Origin of the sequence: Tamlana sedimenti (assembly GCF_038148895.1) — a bacterium.
Lineage (GTDB): Bacteria > Bacteroidota > Bacteroidia > Flavobacteriales > Flavobacteriaceae > Tamlana.
Genome location: NZ_JBBVGQ010000003.1, coordinates 418580 through 437245 on the forward strand (window position 1 = coordinate 418580; position 18666 = coordinate 437245).

General features: G+C 35.3%; 21 protein-coding genes. 10 read left to right on the forward strand and 11 right to left on the reverse strand.

Annotated features, from left to right (window positions below; all coding sequences use genetic code 11):
* Nucleotides 1–15 precede the first annotated feature (15 nt).
* Together WJN01_RS10040 and WJN01_RS10045 are read right to left on the reverse strand one after the other, a co-directional pair.
* Nucleotides 16–453 (reverse strand): MarR family winged helix-turn-helix transcriptional regulator, encoded by a 438-nt coding sequence (locus WJN01_RS10040; protein ID WP_445197024.1) that lies wholly within the window; start codon nt 451–453, stop codon nt 16–18.
* A gap of 25 nt (nt 454–478) precedes the next feature.
* The gene (locus WJN01_RS10045) at nt 479–1012 is read right to left on the reverse strand and encodes an NADPH-dependent FMN reductase (RefSeq protein WP_445197025.1); all 534 of its coding nucleotides are present in this window, start codon (nt 1010–1012) and stop codon (nt 479–481) included.
* A 178-nt stretch (nt 1013–1190) separates the two neighbouring features.
* On the opposite strand from WJN01_RS10045, the gene WJN01_RS10050 reads away from it, so the two are divergent.
* Together WJN01_RS10050 and WJN01_RS10055 are read left to right on the forward strand one after the other, a co-directional pair.
* Nucleotides 1191–2819, forward strand: a complete 1629-nt coding sequence (locus WJN01_RS10050; protein ID WP_445197026.1) for an acyl-CoA carboxylase subunit beta — start codon at nt 1191–1193, stop codon at nt 2817–2819.
* Nucleotides 2820–2876: 57 nt separating this feature from the next.
* Nucleotides 2877–3299 (forward strand): DoxX family protein, encoded by a 423-nt coding sequence (locus WJN01_RS10055; RefSeq protein ID WP_445197027.1) that lies wholly within the window; start codon nt 2877–2879, stop codon nt 3297–3299.
* A gap of 63 nt (nt 3300–3362) precedes the next feature.
* Here the strand turns inward: WJN01_RS10055 and sppA are convergent, their stop codons facing one another.
* Genes sppA through WJN01_RS10090 form a run of 7 tightly spaced genes read right to left on the reverse strand, consistent with a single transcriptional unit; the run spans nt 3363 to nt 10729 of the window.
* On the reverse strand, nt 3363–5123 hold the full coding sequence (sppA, locus tag WJN01_RS10060; RefSeq protein WP_445197028.1) for a signal peptide peptidase SppA: 1761 nt from the start codon (nt 5121–5123) through the stop codon (nt 3363–3365).
* 55 nt (nt 5124–5178) lie between these two features.
* On the reverse strand, nt 5179–6255 hold the full coding sequence (locus WJN01_RS10065; RefSeq protein WP_445197029.1) for an AMP-binding protein: 1077 nt from the start codon (nt 6253–6255) through the stop codon (nt 5179–5181).
* A 2-nt stretch (nt 6256–6257) separates the two neighbouring features.
* On the reverse strand, nt 6258–7217 hold the full coding sequence (locus WJN01_RS10070) for a CPBP family intramembrane glutamic endopeptidase (RefSeq protein WP_445197030.1): 960 nt from the start codon (nt 7215–7217) through the stop codon (nt 6258–6260).
* A gap of 11 nt (nt 7218–7228) precedes the next feature.
* Nucleotides 7229–8275: an o-succinylbenzoate synthase gene (locus WJN01_RS10075; protein ID WP_445197031.1), complete on the reverse strand. Its 1047-nt coding sequence runs from the start codon at nt 8273–8275 to the stop codon at nt 7229–7231.
* The gene (locus tag WJN01_RS10080; protein WP_445197032.1) at nt 8276–8953 is read right to left on the reverse strand and encodes a metal-dependent hydrolase; all 678 of its coding nucleotides are present in this window, start codon (nt 8951–8953) and stop codon (nt 8276–8278) included. It abuts the gene before it with no gap.
* Between the two features lie 34 nt (nt 8954–8987).
* A complete protein-coding gene (gene menA / locus WJN01_RS10085; protein WP_445197033.1) occupies nt 8988–9902 on the reverse strand; it encodes a 1,4-dihydroxy-2-naphthoate octaprenyltransferase in 915 nt (304 codons plus the stop codon).
* Entirely contained in the window at nt 9890–10729 is an 840-nt protein-coding gene (locus tag WJN01_RS10090; protein ID WP_445197034.1) for a 1,4-dihydroxy-2-naphthoyl-CoA synthase, read from the reverse strand. Before WJN01_RS10090 ends, menA begins: the two co-directional genes overlap by 13 nt.
* 369 nt (nt 10730–11098) lie before the next feature.
* On the opposite strand from WJN01_RS10090, the gene WJN01_RS10095 reads away from it, so the two are divergent.
* Entirely contained in the window at nt 11099–11263 is a 165-nt protein-coding gene (locus WJN01_RS10095; protein ID WP_445197035.1) for a hypothetical protein, read from the forward strand.
* Between the two features lie 54 nt (nt 11264–11317).
* Here the strand turns inward: WJN01_RS10095 and WJN01_RS10100 are convergent, their stop codons facing one another.
* Nucleotides 11318–11983: a uracil-DNA glycosylase gene (locus tag WJN01_RS10100; protein ID WP_445197036.1), complete on the reverse strand. Its 666-nt coding sequence runs from the start codon at nt 11981–11983 to the stop codon at nt 11318–11320.
* 7 nt (nt 11984–11990) lie between these two features.
* Nucleotides 11991–12995: a DNA polymerase III subunit delta gene (gene holA, locus WJN01_RS10105; protein ID WP_445197037.1), complete on the reverse strand. Its 1005-nt coding sequence runs from the start codon at nt 12993–12995 to the stop codon at nt 11991–11993.
* Between the two features lie 125 nt (nt 12996–13120).
* On the opposite strand from holA, the gene WJN01_RS10110 reads away from it, so the two are divergent.
* From WJN01_RS10110 to WJN01_RS10140, 7 genes are all read left to right on the forward strand, one after another.
* Nucleotides 13121–13567 (forward strand): type I restriction enzyme HsdR N-terminal domain-containing protein, encoded by a 447-nt coding sequence (locus WJN01_RS10110; RefSeq protein WP_445197038.1) that lies wholly within the window; start codon nt 13121–13123, stop codon nt 13565–13567.
* Nucleotides 13564–14553 (forward strand): glycosyltransferase family 2 protein, encoded by a 990-nt coding sequence (locus WJN01_RS10115; protein ID WP_445197039.1) that lies wholly within the window; start codon nt 13564–13566, stop codon nt 14551–14553. Before WJN01_RS10110 ends, WJN01_RS10115 begins: the two co-directional genes overlap by 4 nt.
* A 96-nt stretch (nt 14554–14649) precedes the next feature.
* Nucleotides 14650–15486: an OmpA/MotB family protein gene (locus tag WJN01_RS10120; protein WP_445197040.1), complete on the forward strand. Its 837-nt coding sequence runs from the start codon at nt 14650–14652 to the stop codon at nt 15484–15486.
* A gap of 94 nt (nt 15487–15580) precedes the next feature.
* Nucleotides 15581–16357, forward strand: coding sequence for a 3-keto-disaccharide hydrolase (locus WJN01_RS10125; protein WP_445197041.1), 777 nt, complete (start codon nt 15581–15583; stop codon nt 16355–16357).
* 84 nt (nt 16358–16441) lie between these two features.
* On the forward strand, nt 16442–17233 hold the full coding sequence (locus WJN01_RS10130; RefSeq protein WP_445197042.1) for a carbonic anhydrase: 792 nt from the start codon (nt 16442–16444) through the stop codon (nt 17231–17233).
* Nucleotides 17234–17239: 6 nt separating this feature from the next.
* A complete protein-coding gene (locus tag WJN01_RS10135; protein ID WP_445197043.1) occupies nt 17240–17887 on the forward strand; it encodes an HAD family hydrolase in 648 nt (215 codons plus the stop codon).
* Between the two features lie 211 nt (nt 17888–18098).
* On the forward strand, nt 18099–18581 hold the full coding sequence (locus tag WJN01_RS10140; RefSeq protein ID WP_445197044.1) for a hypothetical protein: 483 nt from the start codon (nt 18099–18101) through the stop codon (nt 18579–18581).
* Nucleotides 18582–18666 lie beyond the last annotated feature (85 nt).

The window sequence follows — 18666 nt, forward strand, 5'->3', positions numbered from 1 at the left end:
TCCTTTCTCTTTAAATTATCTCATTTTATCAAGTAAGTTGCTAAGCTGTTCAGCTTCTTCCTCACTTAAGTTTTGTAACAGTTTGGCGTTGAACGTACTTGGAATATCATTAAGTAAACCGATACCTTTTTCAGTAATCGCTATTTTAACCACCCGTCTATCGTGTGGCGATGGCAAACGTTCAATATAATTTTTAGCGCACAATTTATCCATTAAACGCGTTGCATTTGGCGAACGCTCTATCATTCTATTTTTTATGGTTTGCACATTCAATGGCTCACCGGCACCTCTTAATATTCTTAAAATGTTGTATTGCTGTGGCGATATCCTAAAAGTTTTAAAAAATTCGTTTTGATGACTATTAATCCAATTTGCCGTATAGACAATATTGATTAATGCTTTTGTGCGGTTGTTCGCAAATTTTGAATTTATGTCTTTTGAAATATCTCCCATAATGTCCAGTTTTTAATTCAAAAACTTAAAGAGCTTCTTGAAATGCTTTAACTTTCGATTTTAATTCCTCGTTCAATTCTTCATTGCTGATTTTTCCACTGGAAAAGTTATCGTTAAATAATGGCAACGAAAACACGTCAACAATATTGGCATTATGGTAAGGGAACCTGTTTTGTGCTATACTCAACACTGACTTTCCTCCTCTTCCACCTGTTGATGTGGCCATGAGCAACATAGGCTTTCCAAAAAAGGTTTTGCTTTCTATACGAGACATCCAATCCAACAAGTTTTTAAAGACTGTAGCATAAGCCCCATTGTGCTCTGCCAAAGACAAAACAATACCATCTGACTCTTTAATTCTATTTAGAAATTTGTGGGCGTTCTCTGGCTGTCCACCAAGTTGTTTTTCTAAATCCACGCCAAAAAGTGGTAATTTAAAATCATTTAAATCTAAAATATCAACCTCGGCATCTATTACCAAACCTGATGCATAAGTTGCCAATTGCTTATTAATAGAATTTTTACTGTTGCTGCCCGCAAAGGCTATTATCTTCTTCATAATTTAGTTTCTTTTGAGCAAAGATACAATCAAAATATTTATATTCCAAGGAATATATTTCCATGTTATATATTTTATGATTTCATTAACACTAGAAACAATTTCGAATTCTAAATAATTAATATTCCTGTTTTCACAGGAATGTCAACTTTTGTACATTAGCCCTAAACTGTTTTACATGGATATCAACTTCAATAAAAACGAAGATCACAACAAACTTTTGCTGTCAGAATTGAATAAACGCTTGGCAAAAATACATCTTGGCGGGGGCAAAAGTAGAATTGAAAAACTGCACGAAAAAGGTAAAATGACCGCCCGAGAACGCATTGATTATCTGCTTGATGATAAACATAAGTCCATTGAAATTGGGGCATTTGCCGGTGAGGACATGTACAAAGAGCACGGTGGTTGTCCATCAGGTGGTGTGGTAGTTAAAATAGGTCATATTAAAGGAAAGCAGTGCATTGTTGTGGCCAACGATGCCACGGTTAAAGCAGGTGCATGGTTTCCCATTACGGGGAAAAAGAATTTAAGAGCCCAAGAAATTGCCATTGAAAACCGATTGCCCATTATTTATCTTGTGGATTCCGCTGGCGTTTATTTGCCCATGCAGGATGAGATTTTTCCTGACAAAGAGCATTTTGGTCGCATTTTTAGAAACAACGCGGTGATGAGCAGTATGGGTATTACCCAAATTGCGGCAGTTATGGGAAGCTGTGTTGCCGGTGGTGCCTATTTACCGATTATGAGTGACGAAGCCCTTATTGTTGATAAAACGGGAAGCATTTTTTTAGCGGGAAGTTATCTGGTGAAAGCAGCCATCGGTGAAACAATAGACAACGAAACTTTGGGTGGGGCTACAACACACTGTGAAATTTCTGGAGTTACAGATTACAAAGCGAAAGACGACAAGGATGCCCTAGATACCATTAAAAACATTATTGATAAAATTGGTGATTTCACAAAAGCTGGATTTAACAGAGTTGAGGCTGAAAAGCCAACGGAAAACCCCGAGGATATTTATGGTATTATACCGAAATCTAGAGCAGACCAATATGATATGTATGAGGTTATAAAACGTTTGGTCGACAATTCCGAATTTGAAGAATATAAAGCGGGTTATGGACAAACCATCATTACTTGCTATGCCAGAATTGATGGCTGGGCAGTCGGCATTGTTGCCAACCAACGCAAATTGGTGAAAACCAAAAAAGGCGAAATGCAATTTGGCGGTGTTATTTACAACGATAGTGCCGATAAAGCCACAAGATTTATTGCCAATTGCAACCAAAAGAAGATTCCATTGGTGTTTCTGCAAGACGTCACCGGTTTTATGGTGGGTAGCAAAAGTGAACACGGTGGCATTATTAAGGACGGCGCCAAAATGGTAAATGCCGTTAGTAATTCGGTTGTGCCAAAGTTCACCGTAATTATTGGCAATAGTTATGGCGCCGGAAATTACGCCATGTGCGGTAAAGCTTATGACCCTCGACTTATTGTGGCTTGGCCAAGTGCCGAACTCGCCGTGATGAGTGGTAATTCTGCCGCAAAAGTTTTGTTACAAATTGAAAAGGCTTCACTTGAAAAGCAAGGAGAAAAAATTACCAAAGACAAAGAAGCTGAACTATTCAATAAAATTAAGGACCGATACGATAACCAAGTTTCACCATATTATGCTGCAGCACGTATTTGGACCGACGCAATCATAGATCCCTTGAACACCCGCAAATGGATTAGTATGGGCATTGAAGCGGCCAACCATTCCCCTATCGAGAAACCCTTTAACATGGGGGTTTTGCAAGTTTAATTTTCTAATCTCATCAAAATTCAGTAACTTAATGATTGAAAATCAACAAATTCAATCATGGATACAATAAAAACCCTGAATAAGTGGGCCAATGTGCACACTTATTTGCCCCTTGACTTGTTACGCGTTGCACTGGGAGCCTTTTTATTTTATAAGGGCATTAATTTTATGTCAGACAGTGCTATGCTGATGGATCTTTTTAAACCCATGCAAAATATGGCCGGAGGCATGGTTTTGGTTCATTACCTTGCCCCAGCACATTTTATTGGTGGTGTTTTAATAGCTTTTGGACTTTTGACCCGTTGGACGATTATTGCCCAATTACCCATTTTAATTGGCGCTGTTGCCATTAATTTTGTTGGTGAAATGAATTCAGGTAATTTAACAATGGCTTTAATAACCCTATTGGCCTGTGCTTTCTTTTTGGTTTACGGGTCAGGTAAACACTCATTAGATTATTATTTTAAAATGCAGAAGTAAACTAAAAATGGTGTTTGCTTAAGATTTAGCAACCACCATTTTTAAACCTATAATAATCTTTTGTTACTTTATCTCAGTACTGAAGGGAAACAACAATTGAATTCCTTTTCTTTGGGTCATGGCCTTTACTTCCTTCATAAGTTTATAGTTTTCCTCGCCCAATTCTTCTTTTAAAATGGTTTCCTTGGTTTTAGCCAATCCAAATTTTTCAAGAATTTCTTCCAGGTTTCTCCTAAAAATTGGCAATTCCTTAATTTGGTAATCTTCTATCTCAGCAGCTTCAGCGGCACGTTGCAAGGCCAAATCCAGTCCTCCAAGTTCATCAACAAGGCCATTTTTTAAAGCATCTGCTCCGGTCCAAACTCTTCCTTGTGCTACAGATTCAACATCTCCCAAGCTTATGCCCCTTCCATCGGCAACCCGTTTTGAGAACAATTCATATGTGCCTAAAATGCTTTCTTGAAAAAATTGACGTTGGCCATCATTTAAAGGCTCGAAAAAACTGTAGGTTACGGCATTTTTGTTGGTAGCAACTTGTTCTGCGTTAATGCCCATATTATCGGCCAAACCTTTTCCGTTAGGCAAAATACCAAATACACCTATACTACCGGTAACTGTTGTTGGTTCAGCTATGATTCTGTCAGCGTTGCAAGAAATATAATAGCCTCCCGAAGTAGCCATATCGCCCATAGAAACAATAACCGGTTTTACTTGTTTTATAAGTTCAACCTCTCGCCAAATAAGCTCGCTTGCCAAAGCGCTCCCTCCAGGTGAATTTACTCTTAGCACAATTGCTTTAACTCTATCGTCTTCCCTAGCTTCAACCAAAGCCTTACTCATCGTACCTTGACCAACGGCATTTTGATTGCCTTCACCATAAATGATTTCACCTTCAGCATAAATTACAGCAATTTTGTTTTTACTATAATTGTGCATTTTTGTTGCAGCGTATTGCGCATAATCTTCTACAGTTACGGTTTCAATATCTTCATTAACGGCAATACCCATAGCACTTTTAATGCCATTCATATACTCGTCATAATAGCCTATTTTATCAATAAGGCTTGAGGCTTTTGCCATTTCTGGGGTTCTGGCCAATAAACTATCTGCAATTGTATTGAGTTGTTCTACGGATAGGTTTCTACTTATGGAAATGTCTTTTTTAATCTCACTCCATAGAGAATTTAAATACGCCGTAATCTGTTCGCGATTGTTATCGCTCATTTTGCTATCCAAAAACGGCTCAACGGCTTCTTTATACTTGCCAAGTCTCACAACTTCCATCTTAAAGCCAGTCTTTTCCTGAAAATCCTTAAAATACAATCGCTCTGAATATAAACCTTTAAACTCCACTATTCCAGCTGGATTGATGTAAATGGTATCTGCAACAGAACTTAAATAATAATCTTTTTGAGTATAAATATCTGAATATGAAACAATAAACTTGCCGGACTCCTTAAACTTTAACAAAGCCCCTCGAATTGCTTTGGTTTGCGAAATACCCGCATCTATAAAATTATTGTCTATTGAGATGCCTTTAATCTTATCATCAGTTGCGGCATAATTGATGGCATCAATAATATTGAAAAGTCCATTTTTTTCATTTTCATTTAAAAAAGGATAATCGTCGTACTCTACTTTGCCCGCATAATCCTTTATTGGAAAATCAAGCCGTAATTCAAGAACTGTGTTTGGCTTTACCTTTACCACTTCATTGGGGTCATTTCCAAAAAGGGCACCCAAAATAATGAGACCGAAAAAACAAATGATTAAAAAAACAAAAATACCAGTTACGGTAGACAAAACTCGCTTTAAAAAATCCATGGAATTATATTTTCTCTATCAGTATTAAAAAAGTAAATAATGTTACGCAGTGCGGCTAGATATTTATCATTTTTAATGTTTTCTTTCGATGGATTTTTCCAGATGAAGTTTCCTTAAATTTTGGAACCACAATAACCTCCTTCGGCTTTTCATATTTGTCCAAAACATCAAAAATAGAACGATCTAAGTTATCTTCTTTGGCTTCCATAACTAAAATCAGTTTTTCACCTAAAGTATCGTCTGGTTTTGAAGCAATAAAAAATTCACCTTTTATTTTATTTTGAAGTTTCTTTTCAATCTGTTCGGGGAACAATTTAATTCCTCCAGAATTTACAACATTGTCATACCTGCCCAACCATTCAAAACTGGTATTGGAATGTAATTTTACAACATCATTCGTGACAATTTTTTTATCAGAAAGTTGTGGCGCATCAATAACCAAACAGTTTCTTTCATCTTGCGAAACCGTTATGTCTGGCAATGTGTTGAAATAAGATGTTTCGATTGACTCCGATCCCGAAAAATTGTTTAATTTTTTTACGGCAATATGCGAAACGGTTTCAGTCATACCGTAGGTCTCGTAAACCAATGGTTTTTTGTCTTTAATAGATTCAATAATAGGCTTCGAAACCATACCTCCACCAACAATCGCGACCTTAATGCTCTGCAGGTATTTTGCAAAGTTTTTAAGTTGCATTGGGGTAAAGGCGCAAAACGTATAATCTTTTTCGTAATCTATTAAAGGTAGCGCTGCTGGTTCGGTCATATCCAATTCCAATCCAAGCATAATTGCACGAACAATCATCATTTTCCCAGCTATAAAATTTGAGGGTAAACAGTTTAGTACCTTATCACCAGGTTGTAAATTAAAAAAGTCCCCAGTGGCTATGGCAGAGTTTACCATGGCTTGCTTTTTTATTTTTATACTCTTTGGTTTTCCTGTAGAGCCAGATGTTTTAACGACCACATAATCATGCCTATCTAGCCAATCCAATAAAAAATTACCCAAGTCTTGCTGATAAGGCTCCCCTTCCTTAACATAACTATAGGCTATTTCCATAAGGTCATCATATTTATAACTTAAGCCATCTAGCTTGAACTTAAGGTGAACGTTTGTATAATTTGGTATCATATTTAATCTAAAATTTTATAATCTTCTTTTAGTGGTTCAACAACAGTTCCGAGTAGTTTCTCTCCCCAATTGGTCCATTTATATTTCTTACCTAGTATAAACAACAAAATTGGAAAAACAACAAATACAGGCACAAATATTTCGGTTATTGCCATTTCGGAAGGGTCGGACATATCTTTTAAAATAGAATCTGTTTGAAAGGCTGTCCAATCGGCAGTTACCAATAGCGCTGTAAACAAATTGTTGGCTGCATGAAACCCAAGGGCAAGCTCCAAGCCATCATCCATAAGGGTTATTATTCCCAAAAACAAACCCGTACCGATGTAGTATACCATGATAACATAACCCAATTTTTCAACCTCCGGATTGGCAATATGGAGTAACCCAAAACCTAACGAAGTGAATAAAAGGGGTAGCCATTTATTTTTAAATATCACCCCTAATCCTTGCATCAAATATCCGCGAAACAAATATTCTTCAAAACTGGTCTGCAACGGAATCAATAAAATAGCTATTACTGCCAAAACTAAAAACGGTTCTAACTGAAAGTTTAATTGGTAATCTTCAGGGCTGAAAAAATAATCAGCCAACACAAAACCTATTGAAACAATACCCCAAAGAATAAAAATAAACCAAAAGCGCTTCCAATCTATCTTGGGCCTAGCCGTTGTTAAACTTTTTAAAGATTGCTTGTGTAACGCCTTAACAGAAACAAAGACTCCTACCAAACCAAAAACAAATGAAATCAGCATTAGAAACAGAAAAAGGTTGCTTCCCAAAAGGGTTATCATTTCAGGAATGTCGGTCGGTATTTGCTCTGCACCTCCTCCAAAACTTTTTATTACTATGGCTGCACCTAATGGTATCATACCAATAATCTGCCATGCAACAAATACAATTAGAGCGCCTATTAAATATCTCCACCACTCATGTAACCCCTTAAATGCTTGAGCTATATACATATATCATTGATTTAACACCATAAATTTTCTAAATTCCAAGTTTTATTTTTTTGGTATTGCAATGTACCATTTTTTACGTGTAAAGGGCAACTAAAATTATTGGTAAATAAACTGCCCGTACCCAAGCCCTGTGGCAAACTGCTATGTTTTAAGTAAGTGTATTGGGCAATGGCACTTAAACCTATGTTACTTTCTAAAGCACTAGTAATCCACCAACCAATATTTTGTTTTTCAGCCGTATCAATCCACTCATCTGTACCTTTAAAACCACCAACTAAGCTGGGTTTTAAAATAATATATTGGGGATTTATGATTTGGAGCAACTCCTTTTTATTTTTCAAGGAAAAAACCCCGATTAATTCTTCATCAAGAGCTATAGGTAATGGTGTTAACCGACACAACCTTGCCATTTCATCAATCTGCCCCTGCTTTATGGGCTGTTCTATGGAGTGCAAGTCGTAATCTGATAAAATTTTTAGCTTTTCCAGAGCCTCATTTGGTGAAAATGCCCCGTTGGCATCTACCCTCAATTCTATTTCCTTTGAAGAAAAGTCTTTTCTAATTGATTTTATCAAATTGACTTCAGACTGAAAATCAATCGCGCCAATTTTCATTTTTATACAACTGAAACCCGCCTCAATTTTATCTTGAATTTGCTTTTTCATAAAGGCTTCGTTACCCATCCATATTAAACCATTGATTGGAATACTATCTTCACTTTTTGTAAATTCTGAAGGATATAATTCAAATGAATCTTTGCTTTCCAAAGATTTAAAAGCCATTTCCAATCCAAATTGAATGCTGGGATATTCCGTTAATTGGCCTAATAAAAAATCCAATCCGGAATCCATTTGTTCACAGGCCCATTTTAATTTTTGCTCGTAATCTGGTTTATCATCAGCTGAAAGCCCTTTGAACAAACCACATTCGCCAATACCCAGTTTATTTTCTGTTTTTAATATGATAAACCAAGTTTCTTTGGTCTTCAATATACCACGGGAAGTGCCACTGGCTTGCTTAAAATTCAAAATGTATTGCTGGTAAGTGGCATGTATCATTTACAGTTCTATGTGCTCTCCTATTTCAAGAAGCATTAAATCTTTATCCTTTTCAAAAAACTTGCGTTTGGCCTCTTCATGGTCAATTTCAATATATCCGAATGTATCATAATGGCAACCCAAAACTTTGTCACATTCAACAAAATCACTCGCAATTATGGCGTCATCAATACCCATGGTGAAATCGTCCCCAATGGGTAAAATAGCTAAATCCAATTTAGTTTGAAGCGGAATCAATTTCATGTCATAAGTTAAGGCTGTATCTCCGGCAATGTAGATGTTTTTGCGTTCGCCTTCAAGTACAAAACCACCTGGATTACCTCCATAGCTTCCATCAGAGAAAGAGGAAGAATGAACAGCATTAACATATTTTACAGTACCAAACTCAAAATCCCACTTACCTCCATGGTTCATAGGATGTCCCTCTAAACCCAAGTTTTTGTAGTGGGTAACGATTTCAAAGTTTGAAATGATAACAGCTTCGGTTCGTTTTGCGATGTCCATAACATCAGCCGTATGGTCATTATGTGCATGGGTTAACAGAATATAATCTGCTTCGATATTATTAATATCGATGCTTGAAGCTTTTGCATTTGGGGTAATGAATGGATCTACTAAAAGATTAACATCATTAATCTGGATTCCAAAACAAGAATGTCCGTAAAATGTGATTTTCATCGAAAAAAATTTAAATCATTAATTTACAAAAATTCTAGAATAAATGACCTATCCCCATCAATATTGCCAACACAACCGTTGTAAGCGCCAATTTTTTTAATTCTGGATCCAAATTTTTAGGATTGTCAGTTGTATTCACCTTTTTTAAATGAAAAATAAGAGGCAAGTAAGCTACTGCAAAAATTAAATTCAATGGTGACGTATAATACAAAACACCAAAAAAACCAGATAAAACCATAGCCAATATAATCAAGAAATTATGGTAAAGCTTAACGCTTTTTTCTCCCAACTTAACCGCCAAAGTTATTTTGTTTGATTGTTTATCAGACTGCCTATCCCGCATGTTGTTTAGGTTTAATACTGCTGTACTTAGAAGTCCAATTGTAATAGCTGGTAGAAATGTAACATGATCAATTTGTTTGGCATAAAGCACATAACAGCCAATAACGCTGACCAACCCAAAAAAAACAAATACAAATATATCGCCCAAACCCCTATATCCATATGCGTTTTTACCAATGGTGTACCGCAAAGCAGCTCCAACGGAGGCTACGCCCAACACAAAAAATGTCATTGTAAGCCAAAAATGCTTTGTTCCCAAGGCCAAAAAAATAAGGGCAAAGGCTAAACCAATTGAAATAAGCACGTTAATTTTTATGGCGTTATACAGTTCTTCCGGTGAAATTTTACCCGATTGTATGGCACGTTCTGGACCAATTCTATTTTCGTTATCGGTGCCTTTAACCCCATCACCATAATCATTGGCAAGATTGGAAAGTATTTGAAAACTCAATGTAGTTAGAATGGCCAAAATGAAGATTTCCCATTTAAAAACCCCATTATAATACGCCAAACATGAAGCAAGAATAATACCCGAAATTGATAATGGGAGTGTTCTTAAACGAATAGCCGAAACCCAAATGGAAATTTTCTGATTTATGGAATCCATTTTTTATCAAAATTCGGTTTGCGCTTTTCAAGAAATGCATTTCGTCCTTCTTTAGCTTCATCAGTCATATATGCCAATCGGGTTGCCTCACCCGCAAAAACCTGTTGACCGACCATACCGTCATCTGTGAGGTTCATGGCAAATTTCAACATCTTAATAGAAGTTGGCGATTTGGCCAATATTTCTTGAGCCCATTCATAGGCTGTTACTTCTAATTCGTCATGAGGCACAACAGCATTGACCATGCCCATATCAAAAGCTTCCTGTGCAGAATAATTTCTTCCCAGAAAAAAGATTTCCCTCGCCTTTTTTTGACCAACCATTTTGGCTAAATAAGCCGACCCGTAGCCTCCATCAAAACTTGTAACATCGGCATCCGTTTGTTTAAAAATGGCATGTTCTTTACTCGCCAAAGTTAAATCGCAAACTACATGTAAACTGTGTCCGCCACCAACCGCCCAGCCTGGTACGACTGCTATAACCGCTTTTGGCATAAAACGAATTAAACGCTGTACTTCTAAAATATTTAATCTGTGATAGCCATCTTCTCCAACATACCCTTGATGTCCGCGTGCTTTTTGGTCACCACCACTACAAAAAGAATACACACCATCTTTAGTAGAAGGACCTTCTGCCGACAACAAAACCGCACCAATATTTACATCTTCATTGGCATCATAAAAGGCATCGTATAATTCGCTGGTGGTTTTGGGGCGAAATGCATTCCGAACATTGGGTCTGTTGAAAGCAATTCTAGCCACTCCATTACACTTTTTATAAGTGATATCTTGGTATTCTTTGGCTATAACCCATTTTGGTTCCTCCATAGTCTATTTTATTTATGCCAAAAATAAATTTTATTTCAAGAACATAGCAGTCAAATGATAAAAAAACAGCAATAATTAAACTTTCAAAATTTAAGTACACGGAACATAATATCACAATTTCTTAGGCAAAAACAACTGATTCGATTAGGTTTTATAAAGTCTATTTTTATCTAAAATTAATACTTTATCAAAAAATATGTTAACATATTAACAAATGTGCAAAATTTCATAAAAAATAAATTGAATGTAGGAAAAATATATAAATAATCTTTCTGCTTATTGTTTTGTAGTATTTTTGTTATTAAATTTGAGAGGGCGAAAATTTTAAATTTTAATCTTTTTGCCTAAAGAACCAAACCCCAACCGCCTATGATACTAACAATTACCCTTGTTCTTTCAACACTTATTGCCATTAACTTTTTATTGCTAAAGTTTAGCTGTAATAAAACAAACAGAAAATCAGAAATAACCAAAAGGCCAGTTATTCTAAAATTGGAAGACCGGTCTATTGTATTGGCTCCAACTGGAAGTTAAGATTTTGGTTGTTTAAACGATTAAGATTCATCTTTTGTTGGTGTATTACATTTTTTACCATTGAATAGGTTTATCACCAATAAATTTTAGCCATTCATTGGTATAGCTGAAACTCTTGTTTCCAAACCAAAACCCTCTATTTGCGCTCAATGGTGACGGATGACCAGAAGGAATTATTTTGTGCTTTTCATCGTTTATCAATCTTGACTTTTTCTTTGCGAAACCGCCCCAAAGTAAAAACACAACGTTCTGCTTTTTGCCACTAATTACTTTTATAACAGCATCTGTAAATATTTCCCAACCTTTATTCTGGTGACTTCCGGCTTGGTGAGCCCTAACTGTTAAAGTTGCATTGAGCAATAACACTCCTTGATCTGCCCAACGCTCTAAATTTCCAGTTTTTGGATATGGAATTCCTAAATCGGTTTCAATTTCCTTAAAAATATTTATTAAAGAAGGCGGATGAGCAACACCGTCATTAACCGAAAAGCATAAACCATTAGCTTGGCCATGACCGTGATAGGGATCTTGCCCAATAATCACAACCTTTACATCCTCAAAATGACAATGGTTAAACGCATTGAATATTTGATTTCCAGGAGGAAAACATTTGTGGTTTTTGTATTCGGATTTTACAAAGTCGACTAGGTTTTTGAAATAAGGTTTATTGAATTCTTCTTCCAAGTAAGGTTTCCAACTTTCGTGAATAGCAACATCCATTAAAAAATCAATTTAAAATTCTAACTAGAAGTTCCTTCAACAAATCACCTTGAGGTACAGCGTTTGACCCAACTCCTTTTCCTTTAACATCAAATTCCCTTAAAACAGCCACAACCTCACTCACCTTTCTCATGGGGAAATTATGGGCTGCATTGATGTATTCATTAACAAAATACGGATTGATTTTTAATGCCGAAGCCACACTGCGCGGAGATTTATCATTGAGTCCATGAAAATGCAGCAATTGTGAAAAAAAATTAAACAACAACGAAACTGTCACTACCATGGGGTTGTCTTTCGGGTTTTCAGCAAAGTAATTAATTATTTTAAAAGCCTTGCCTGTATCCCTTTCACCGATAGCTTTTCGCAACTCAAAGTTATTGTAATCTTTACTTATTCCTATATTTTGCTCAATATGTTCCGGTGTTATTTGTGTTCCCTCAGGCAAAATAATTTGAAGTTTTTCTAGTTCATTATTGATTTTGCTCAAATCTGTTCCTAAAAACTCAACAAGCATTTGTGCTGCCTTTGGAGAAATGGCATATTTTTTTGGTGAAAGCACTCTGCGAATCCAATCTGCTACCTGATTTTCATAAAGCTTTTTACTTTCGTAAACCACACCCTTTTTTTTCAAGGTTTTGTACAATCCCTTACGCTTATCAATCTTTTTGTATTTGTAATTAATAACCAAAACCGTTGTGGGTTGAGGGTTTTCGGCATATGGAGTCAATTTTTCAATGCTTCGTGACAAATCTTGCGCCTCCTTAACAATAACCACCTGATATTCTGCCATCATGGGGTATCGCTTTGCATTGCTAACAATATCCTCGATGGTTACATCACGCCCGTACAAGATCATTTGATTGAATCCGCGCTCTTCTTCTTGGAGTATGGTACTTTCAATAAAATCGGAAATCTTATCAATATAATATGGCTCTTCACCCATTAAAAAATAGATGGGCTTTACATTTCCATTTTTTATATCGGTGACCAATTCTTTTACTTCGTCCAAATCGTTCAAAAAGTTTTAAAACAACAACAATATTCTTTGCAAAACATACTTGCTACGGAATTTGGTATTTGGAAATTGCTATTTATTATTTTGTGGTTAACTTTGAAAAATTAAATGCATCAGTATTGCAAACACTTAATTTCCCCAAGTATTCATTTCGTTTCAAAAATAAAGAAAATAAACTTTCTATTTTTGATGACATCCGTAAAAAATTCGTGGTTTTACAACCTGAGGAATGGGTACGTCAACATTGTGTGCTTTATTTAATTCAAGAGAAAAACTATCCAAAATCATTAATCAACGTTGAAAAGGAACTGACTATAAACAACTTGAAAAAACGTTATGATGTTGTTGTTTTTAATTCAGACGGAAGCATTCATCTAATTGTTGAATGCAAAGCACCTACTATAACCATAAACCAAGATACCTTTGACCAAGTTGCGCGTTATAATTTGGAATTGAATGCTACCTATTTGATGGTTACCAACGGATTAAATCATTATTATTGCCAAATGGATTTTGAAAACGAACGCTACCAATTTTTAAAGGACATACCAGATTACAAATCATGAATATTGCCATTGTCATACTAAATTGGAATGGAAAAAAATTACTCGAACAGTTTTTGCCTTCTGTGGTTACATATTCTAGAGAAGCCACGGTTTATGTGATTGATAATGCTTCATCGGACGACTCTGTTACCTTCGTTAGATCAAATTTTCCCGATGTTAAAATAATTCAGAATGTTGAAAATGGTGGCTATTCTAAAGGTTATAATGACGGTCTAAAACATATTGAAGCAGATATTTATTGTCTTTTAAATAGTGATGTTGAAGTAACAGAAAACTGGCTCGTCCCAGTTATTCAAGCGTTTAATAAATTCCCTGAAACTGCCATAATTCAACCAAAAATCTTGGATTTCAATAACCGAGATTATTTTGAATATGCAGGTGCCGCTGGAGGTTTTATAGACAAATATGGCTATCCCTATTGCAGGGGAAGAATTTTTAATTCCATTGAAAAGGATTTGGGTCAATATAATGATGTTGCTGAAATATTTTGGGCATCGGGCGCATGCTTCTTTATTAGAAGTAAAGTTTTTCAAGAACTAAAAGGTTTGGATGGAGATTTTTTTGCCCATATGGAAGAGATTGACCTATGCTGGCGGGCAAAAAACATGGGCTATTCCGTTAAATATGTTGGTGATTCTAAAATTTACCATGTTGGAGGCGCCACACTCAGTAACTTAAATCCAAAAAAAACACATCTAAATTTTAGAAATAGTCTATTTACACTTACCAAAAACGCAAAAGGGATTTTATTTGGAAAAATATTAACCCGACTGATTTTAGATGGTATTGCCGGAATAAAATTTCTTCTGGAATTGAAACCTAAACACACATTAGCTATCGTAAAGGCCCATTTGGGTTTTTATTCAAATTTTTATCGTTTATTGAAACAGCGCAAGTCAATAAAACAGAAAATAAATTATTACAAAAAATCATCTATTGTCATTGATTATTTCGTAAATAAGAAAACTAATTACAAAAGTTTATAAATAGTTAGTAAAAGTTTTGTTAAAATGTTAATAACGGCTGATTTTTATATATTTTTGTGCAAGCAATTAACAAGAAAAATTAATCCTTAAACAATTATGAAAAAAGTTTTATTACTTGGTGTATCTTCAATGATATTACTAAGTTCATGTGTATCTAAAAAATTATATACCGACCTTCAAGCCAAACAAAAAGAAACTCAAGATTTATTAAACTCTGCCACCGTAAAGTTAAATTCTTGTTTAGAAGATAGAGCGTCTGCAACTGCTAGGGTTACAGCTTTGGAAGATCAAGTAGCAACTTTGAAAAATTATAACGAAAATCTTCAGGTTTTATCTGCAAAAGGTGCTTCAAACGTTGAAAAAACATTAGAGAGCATCAAAGAAAAAGATTTAAAAATTACTCGCTTACAAGATGCCCTTACTAAAAAGGACAGTGTTACTTTAGCGCTTGTAACAAGTTTAAAACGTGAAGTTGGAATTAACGACCCAGACATTGAGGTTAATGTTGAAAAAGGTGTTGTATTCATTTCAATTGCTGATAAATTATTGTTCCAAAGCGGAAGCTACAACGTAACTTCAAGAGCTAAAGAAGTCCTTGCCAAAGTTGCTAAAGTTGTAAACAGTAAGCCTGATTTTGAATGTATGGTAGAAAGCCACACTGACAATGTTCCTTACAACAAACCTCCTTTATTAGACAACTGGGATTTAAGTGTTAAGCGTGCTACCTCTGTTGTAAGGGTTTTAGAAGAATTGAGCGTAAACCCTGCACAATTAATTGCTGCCGGACGTGCTGACTATGTGCCATTGGTAGATAACAATACTGCTGAAAACAGAGCGAAAAATAGACGTACCCGTATTGTTGTGCTTCCAAAAATCGATCAGTTTTACGACATGATTGAAAAAGAAATGAAAAATTTAGAAGCAGGAAACTAAAAATTGTTTTCAAATAAAACAAAGCCCAATCGTTTGATTGGGCTTTTTCATTTATTACAAAAAACGCCATTCAAAATCCAGAAATAAAATAATTATGGTAGCAAACAGTCATATAAAGTTACTGCTAATATCTTTTGCCTTAGCCGTAAACATTAATTGCAAGACGAAAACAGAAACAAACTCAAATGGATTTACCAAAATATTTAACGGTAAAAATCTCGAAAACTGGGAAGGCGACACAACCTACTGGCGTGTTGAAAAAGGCATTTTAGTTGGTGAAATTACCCCAGAAACGTTGCTTAAAAGAAATACGTTTATTATTTGGAAAGGTGGCACCCCTTCAGATTTTGAATTAAAATTAGACTTTAAAATTTCCGATAAAGGAAACAGTGGTATAAACTATAGAAGCTCATTAATCGATACGTTACCATTTGCATTGAAAGGCTACCAAGGTGATATTGATGGCCGAAACCGATACACAGGTATGAGTTATGAAGAACGTGGCCGTACCACACTTGCACGTCGTGGCGAAAAAGCAGTCGTGAATACCCAGCCCAACCCAGAAAACACAAATTCGTTAAAAGACAACATCATTAGCAACGCATGGCAAAGTTCAGAGGTTGTGTCATCTTTGGGAAACCCTGACAGTCTTTTAAATTATATTAACAATGGAGATTGGAACACTTTTCACATTATTGCAAAAAACAACAGATTACAGCACTTTGTTAACGGCAAGCTTATGAGCGATGTTACCGATAACGATACCCTAAACCGAAAACAATCAGGGTTTATTGGTGTACAGGTACATACTGGACCACCCATGAAAATTGAATTTAAAAACATTTGGCTTAAAAACTTAAATTCTGAATAATAAATAATTCAATATGAACTGATAAAAATCAAGTTTTAAAAATGCCACATTATTTAATTTTGAAGTTTAAACAAAATCAACATTATGAATGCCAAATCCTTCACTTTAATGGCTTGCGGCTTATTATTAGCTATATCTTGTAAAAACGGTAAAAAAGAAACCACAACCACCCACGAACAAACTAAGCACGAACAACATTGGAGCTATTCTGGAGAAACATCACCGGAGCATTGGGCAGAAATTGAAAAAAATTCCGATTGCGATGGAAAACACCAATCACCCATAAACATTATTCATAAAGACACAGATTCTTCGGCTACCAAAAACAATTTGAAAATACTATACACACCTACAACACTTATCAGTAAGGTTGAAAACAATGGGCATTCCATCCAGTTTGATTTTGAAACTGGTGATTCCATCAACTACAAAAACGAAACCTTTTACCTTAAACAAATTCATTTTCATGAGCCTTCAGAACATCGAATTAACGGCATTATCTATCCTATTGAAATGCATTTGGTACACCTCAGTAAATCAGGGGAAATCACCGTTTTGAGCATTTTGGGAGAAGAAGGTGACGACAGTGAGTTGTTCGAGTTTTTCGATAGCTTTTTACCCATTGAAAACGGAGCTAGTAAAGACATTCATCACAACATAGATTTGTCTTCCCTATTTAAGGGCAACAATAATTTTTACTCTTACAATGGCTCGTTAACCACCCCACCATGCAGTGAAAATGTAAATTGGGTGGTTTTTAAACAACCCATTGTACTTTCGGTTGAAGAAGTAGTAAAACTTAAAAACAACATGCCATTAAACAACTACCGTAACGAACAACCCTTAAACGACCGGGTGGTAACCTTAAATTATTAGTGCAATATGGGTTATAAAGCCGTAATTTTTGATTTAGATGGCACATTGGTAAATTCAATTGAAGATATAGCCGATGCCATGAATACCGTGCTGCAAAGCTACAATTACCCAACGCATGGTTATGAAATCTATAAACAATTTGTCGGAAGTGGTATAAAACGCTTGGTTGTAAAGGCTTTACCAGAAAACCAGTGCGAGGAAGCACAAATTGATACTGTTTTTAATGAAATGATGCGTATTTATAGTACCCGATGTACACAAAAAACCAAGCCTTACGATGGCATCATGGACCTGTTAAAACAACTTAAAAACCAAAATATAAAACTAGCTGTACTCTCAAACAAAGCAGACCAACTGACCAAAAAAATCGTATTGGCGTTATTTCCTAATTATTTTGAAGCGGTTGAAGGTTTAAGCGATGAAGCGCATAAAAAACCCAACCCCATAAAAGCATTGGAAATTAGTAAAACCTTAAAATTACCGCCAGAAGATATAATATTTGTAGGCGACACCGCCATAGATATACAAACCGCTCAAAACGCCAACATGCTTGCTGTTGGCGTGAGTTGGGGTTTTAGGGATAAAAACGAACTGGTTGAAAGTGGTGCCGATCACCTATTAAACCATCCGTTGGAGCTGATAGATTTGTTTTAAATGTGAAAAAAACGAATCTGTTAACTTTAAAAAGTTGACAACTTTTCTTTTTGATATATGCCCTAAATATTTACTTTTTGATTTTAAAAAACTAAATTCGCTTACATGTACTGAACTTGTTTCAGTATCGACTGATATAAGTCATTAAAAACAATGCATATAATAATGTGTTACCTGCAAGCGAAAAGTACCTCAAGAAAATTTGTTAAAAATGACACATAAATGCTTTTATTTGTTAATACTCCTTACTTTTTACTCTTGTTTACATTCTGATTCTAAATCAGACAGAAATTATGAAATAAGGGTTTTCAATGCTTACTCCTTAAAGAGTTACAAGTTAGTCATTAATAATGGTAAGTTAGGATGTGATAACTTGCCTAATGGAAATAGAGTTTTTTATCCTTCTAAAGTAAATGAAAACATTACTAAAGAATTAGAAGAATTATTGAATTCATTTGATTATGATAAGGAGCCCATTAATAATGAGCGTGCTGGATTGAATATAGAAAGTGAAAAAATCATTCTTCATATAATAGTAAAACAGTATAATAGAAATAATAAACACTATGAATATATGTTCTTTGAAGATTTTTCAGGATATTCAAAAGAGTTTAAAGAATTATTTAATTTAATTGAAGATGCTTGTGAAACATGTGAAAAAACTACAAAGAATAAATCCGAATTTGAAAAATAAAGCCAACAGGTAGCAACGGCCATAATCCATTGCTTGCAACATGCTACACCAAAATTCATTACTTTTAACTTGGCTCGATTCCTAC

What these genes read in the sequence shown, in the direction of transcription:
- WJN01_RS10090 (WP_445197034.1), bottom strand. Translation starts at nt 10,729, where the DNA reads ATGGAGGAACCAAAATGGGTTATAGCCAAAGAATACCAAGATATCACT.
- sppA (WP_445197028.1), bottom strand. Translation starts at nt 5,123, where the DNA reads ATGGATTTTTTAAAGCGAGTTTTGTCTACCGTAACTGGTATTTTTGTT.
- WJN01_RS10120 (WP_445197040.1), top strand. Translation starts at nt 14,650, where the DNA reads ATGAAAAAAGTTTTATTACTTGGTGTATCTTCAATGATATTACTAAGT.
- WJN01_RS10075 (WP_445197031.1), bottom strand. Translation starts at nt 8,275, where the DNA reads ATGATACATGCCACTTACCAGCAATACATTTTGAATTTTAAGCAAGCC.
- WJN01_RS10115 (WP_445197039.1), top strand. Translation starts at nt 13,564, where the DNA reads ATGAATATTGCCATTGTCATACTAAATTGGAATGGAAAAAAATTACTC.
- WJN01_RS10070 (WP_445197030.1), bottom strand. Translation starts at nt 7,217, where the DNA reads ATGTATATAGCTCAAGCATTTAAGGGGTTACATGAGTGGTGGAGATAT.
- WJN01_RS10095 (WP_445197035.1), top strand. Translation starts at nt 11,099, where the DNA reads ATGATACTAACAATTACCCTTGTTCTTTCAACACTTATTGCCATTAAC.
- menA (WP_445197033.1), bottom strand. Translation starts at nt 9,902, where the DNA reads ATGGATTCCATAAATCAGAAAATTTCCATTTGGGTTTCGGCTATTCGT.
- WJN01_RS10140 (WP_445197044.1), top strand. Translation starts at nt 18,099, where the DNA reads ATGACACATAAATGCTTTTATTTGTTAATACTCCTTACTTTTTACTCT.
- WJN01_RS10045 (WP_445197025.1), bottom strand. Translation starts at nt 1,012, where the DNA reads ATGAAGAAGATAATAGCCTTTGCGGGCAGCAACAGTAAAAATTCTATT.
- WJN01_RS10125 (WP_445197041.1), top strand. Translation starts at nt 15,581, where the DNA reads ATGGTAGCAAACAGTCATATAAAGTTACTGCTAATATCTTTTGCCTTA.
- WJN01_RS10130 (WP_445197042.1), top strand. Translation starts at nt 16,442, where the DNA reads ATGAATGCCAAATCCTTCACTTTAATGGCTTGCGGCTTATTATTAGCT.
- WJN01_RS10050 (WP_445197026.1), top strand. Translation starts at nt 1,191, where the DNA reads ATGGATATCAACTTCAATAAAAACGAAGATCACAACAAACTTTTGCTG.
- WJN01_RS10065 (WP_445197029.1), bottom strand. Translation starts at nt 6,255, where the DNA reads ATGATACCAAATTATACAAACGTTCACCTTAAGTTCAAGCTAGATGGC.
- WJN01_RS10135 (WP_445197043.1), top strand. Translation starts at nt 17,240, where the DNA reads ATGGGTTATAAAGCCGTAATTTTTGATTTAGATGGCACATTGGTAAAT.
- WJN01_RS10040 (WP_445197024.1), bottom strand. Translation starts at nt 453, where the DNA reads ATGGGAGATATTTCAAAAGACATAAATTCAAAATTTGCGAACAACCGC.
- WJN01_RS10080 (WP_445197032.1), bottom strand. Translation starts at nt 8,953, where the DNA reads ATGAAAATCACATTTTACGGACATTCTTGTTTTGGAATCCAGATTAAT.
- WJN01_RS10055 (WP_445197027.1), top strand. Translation starts at nt 2,877, where the DNA reads ATGGATACAATAAAAACCCTGAATAAGTGGGCCAATGTGCACACTTAT.
- WJN01_RS10100 (WP_445197036.1), bottom strand. Translation starts at nt 11,983, where the DNA reads ATGGATGTTGCTATTCACGAAAGTTGGAAACCTTACTTGGAAGAAGAA.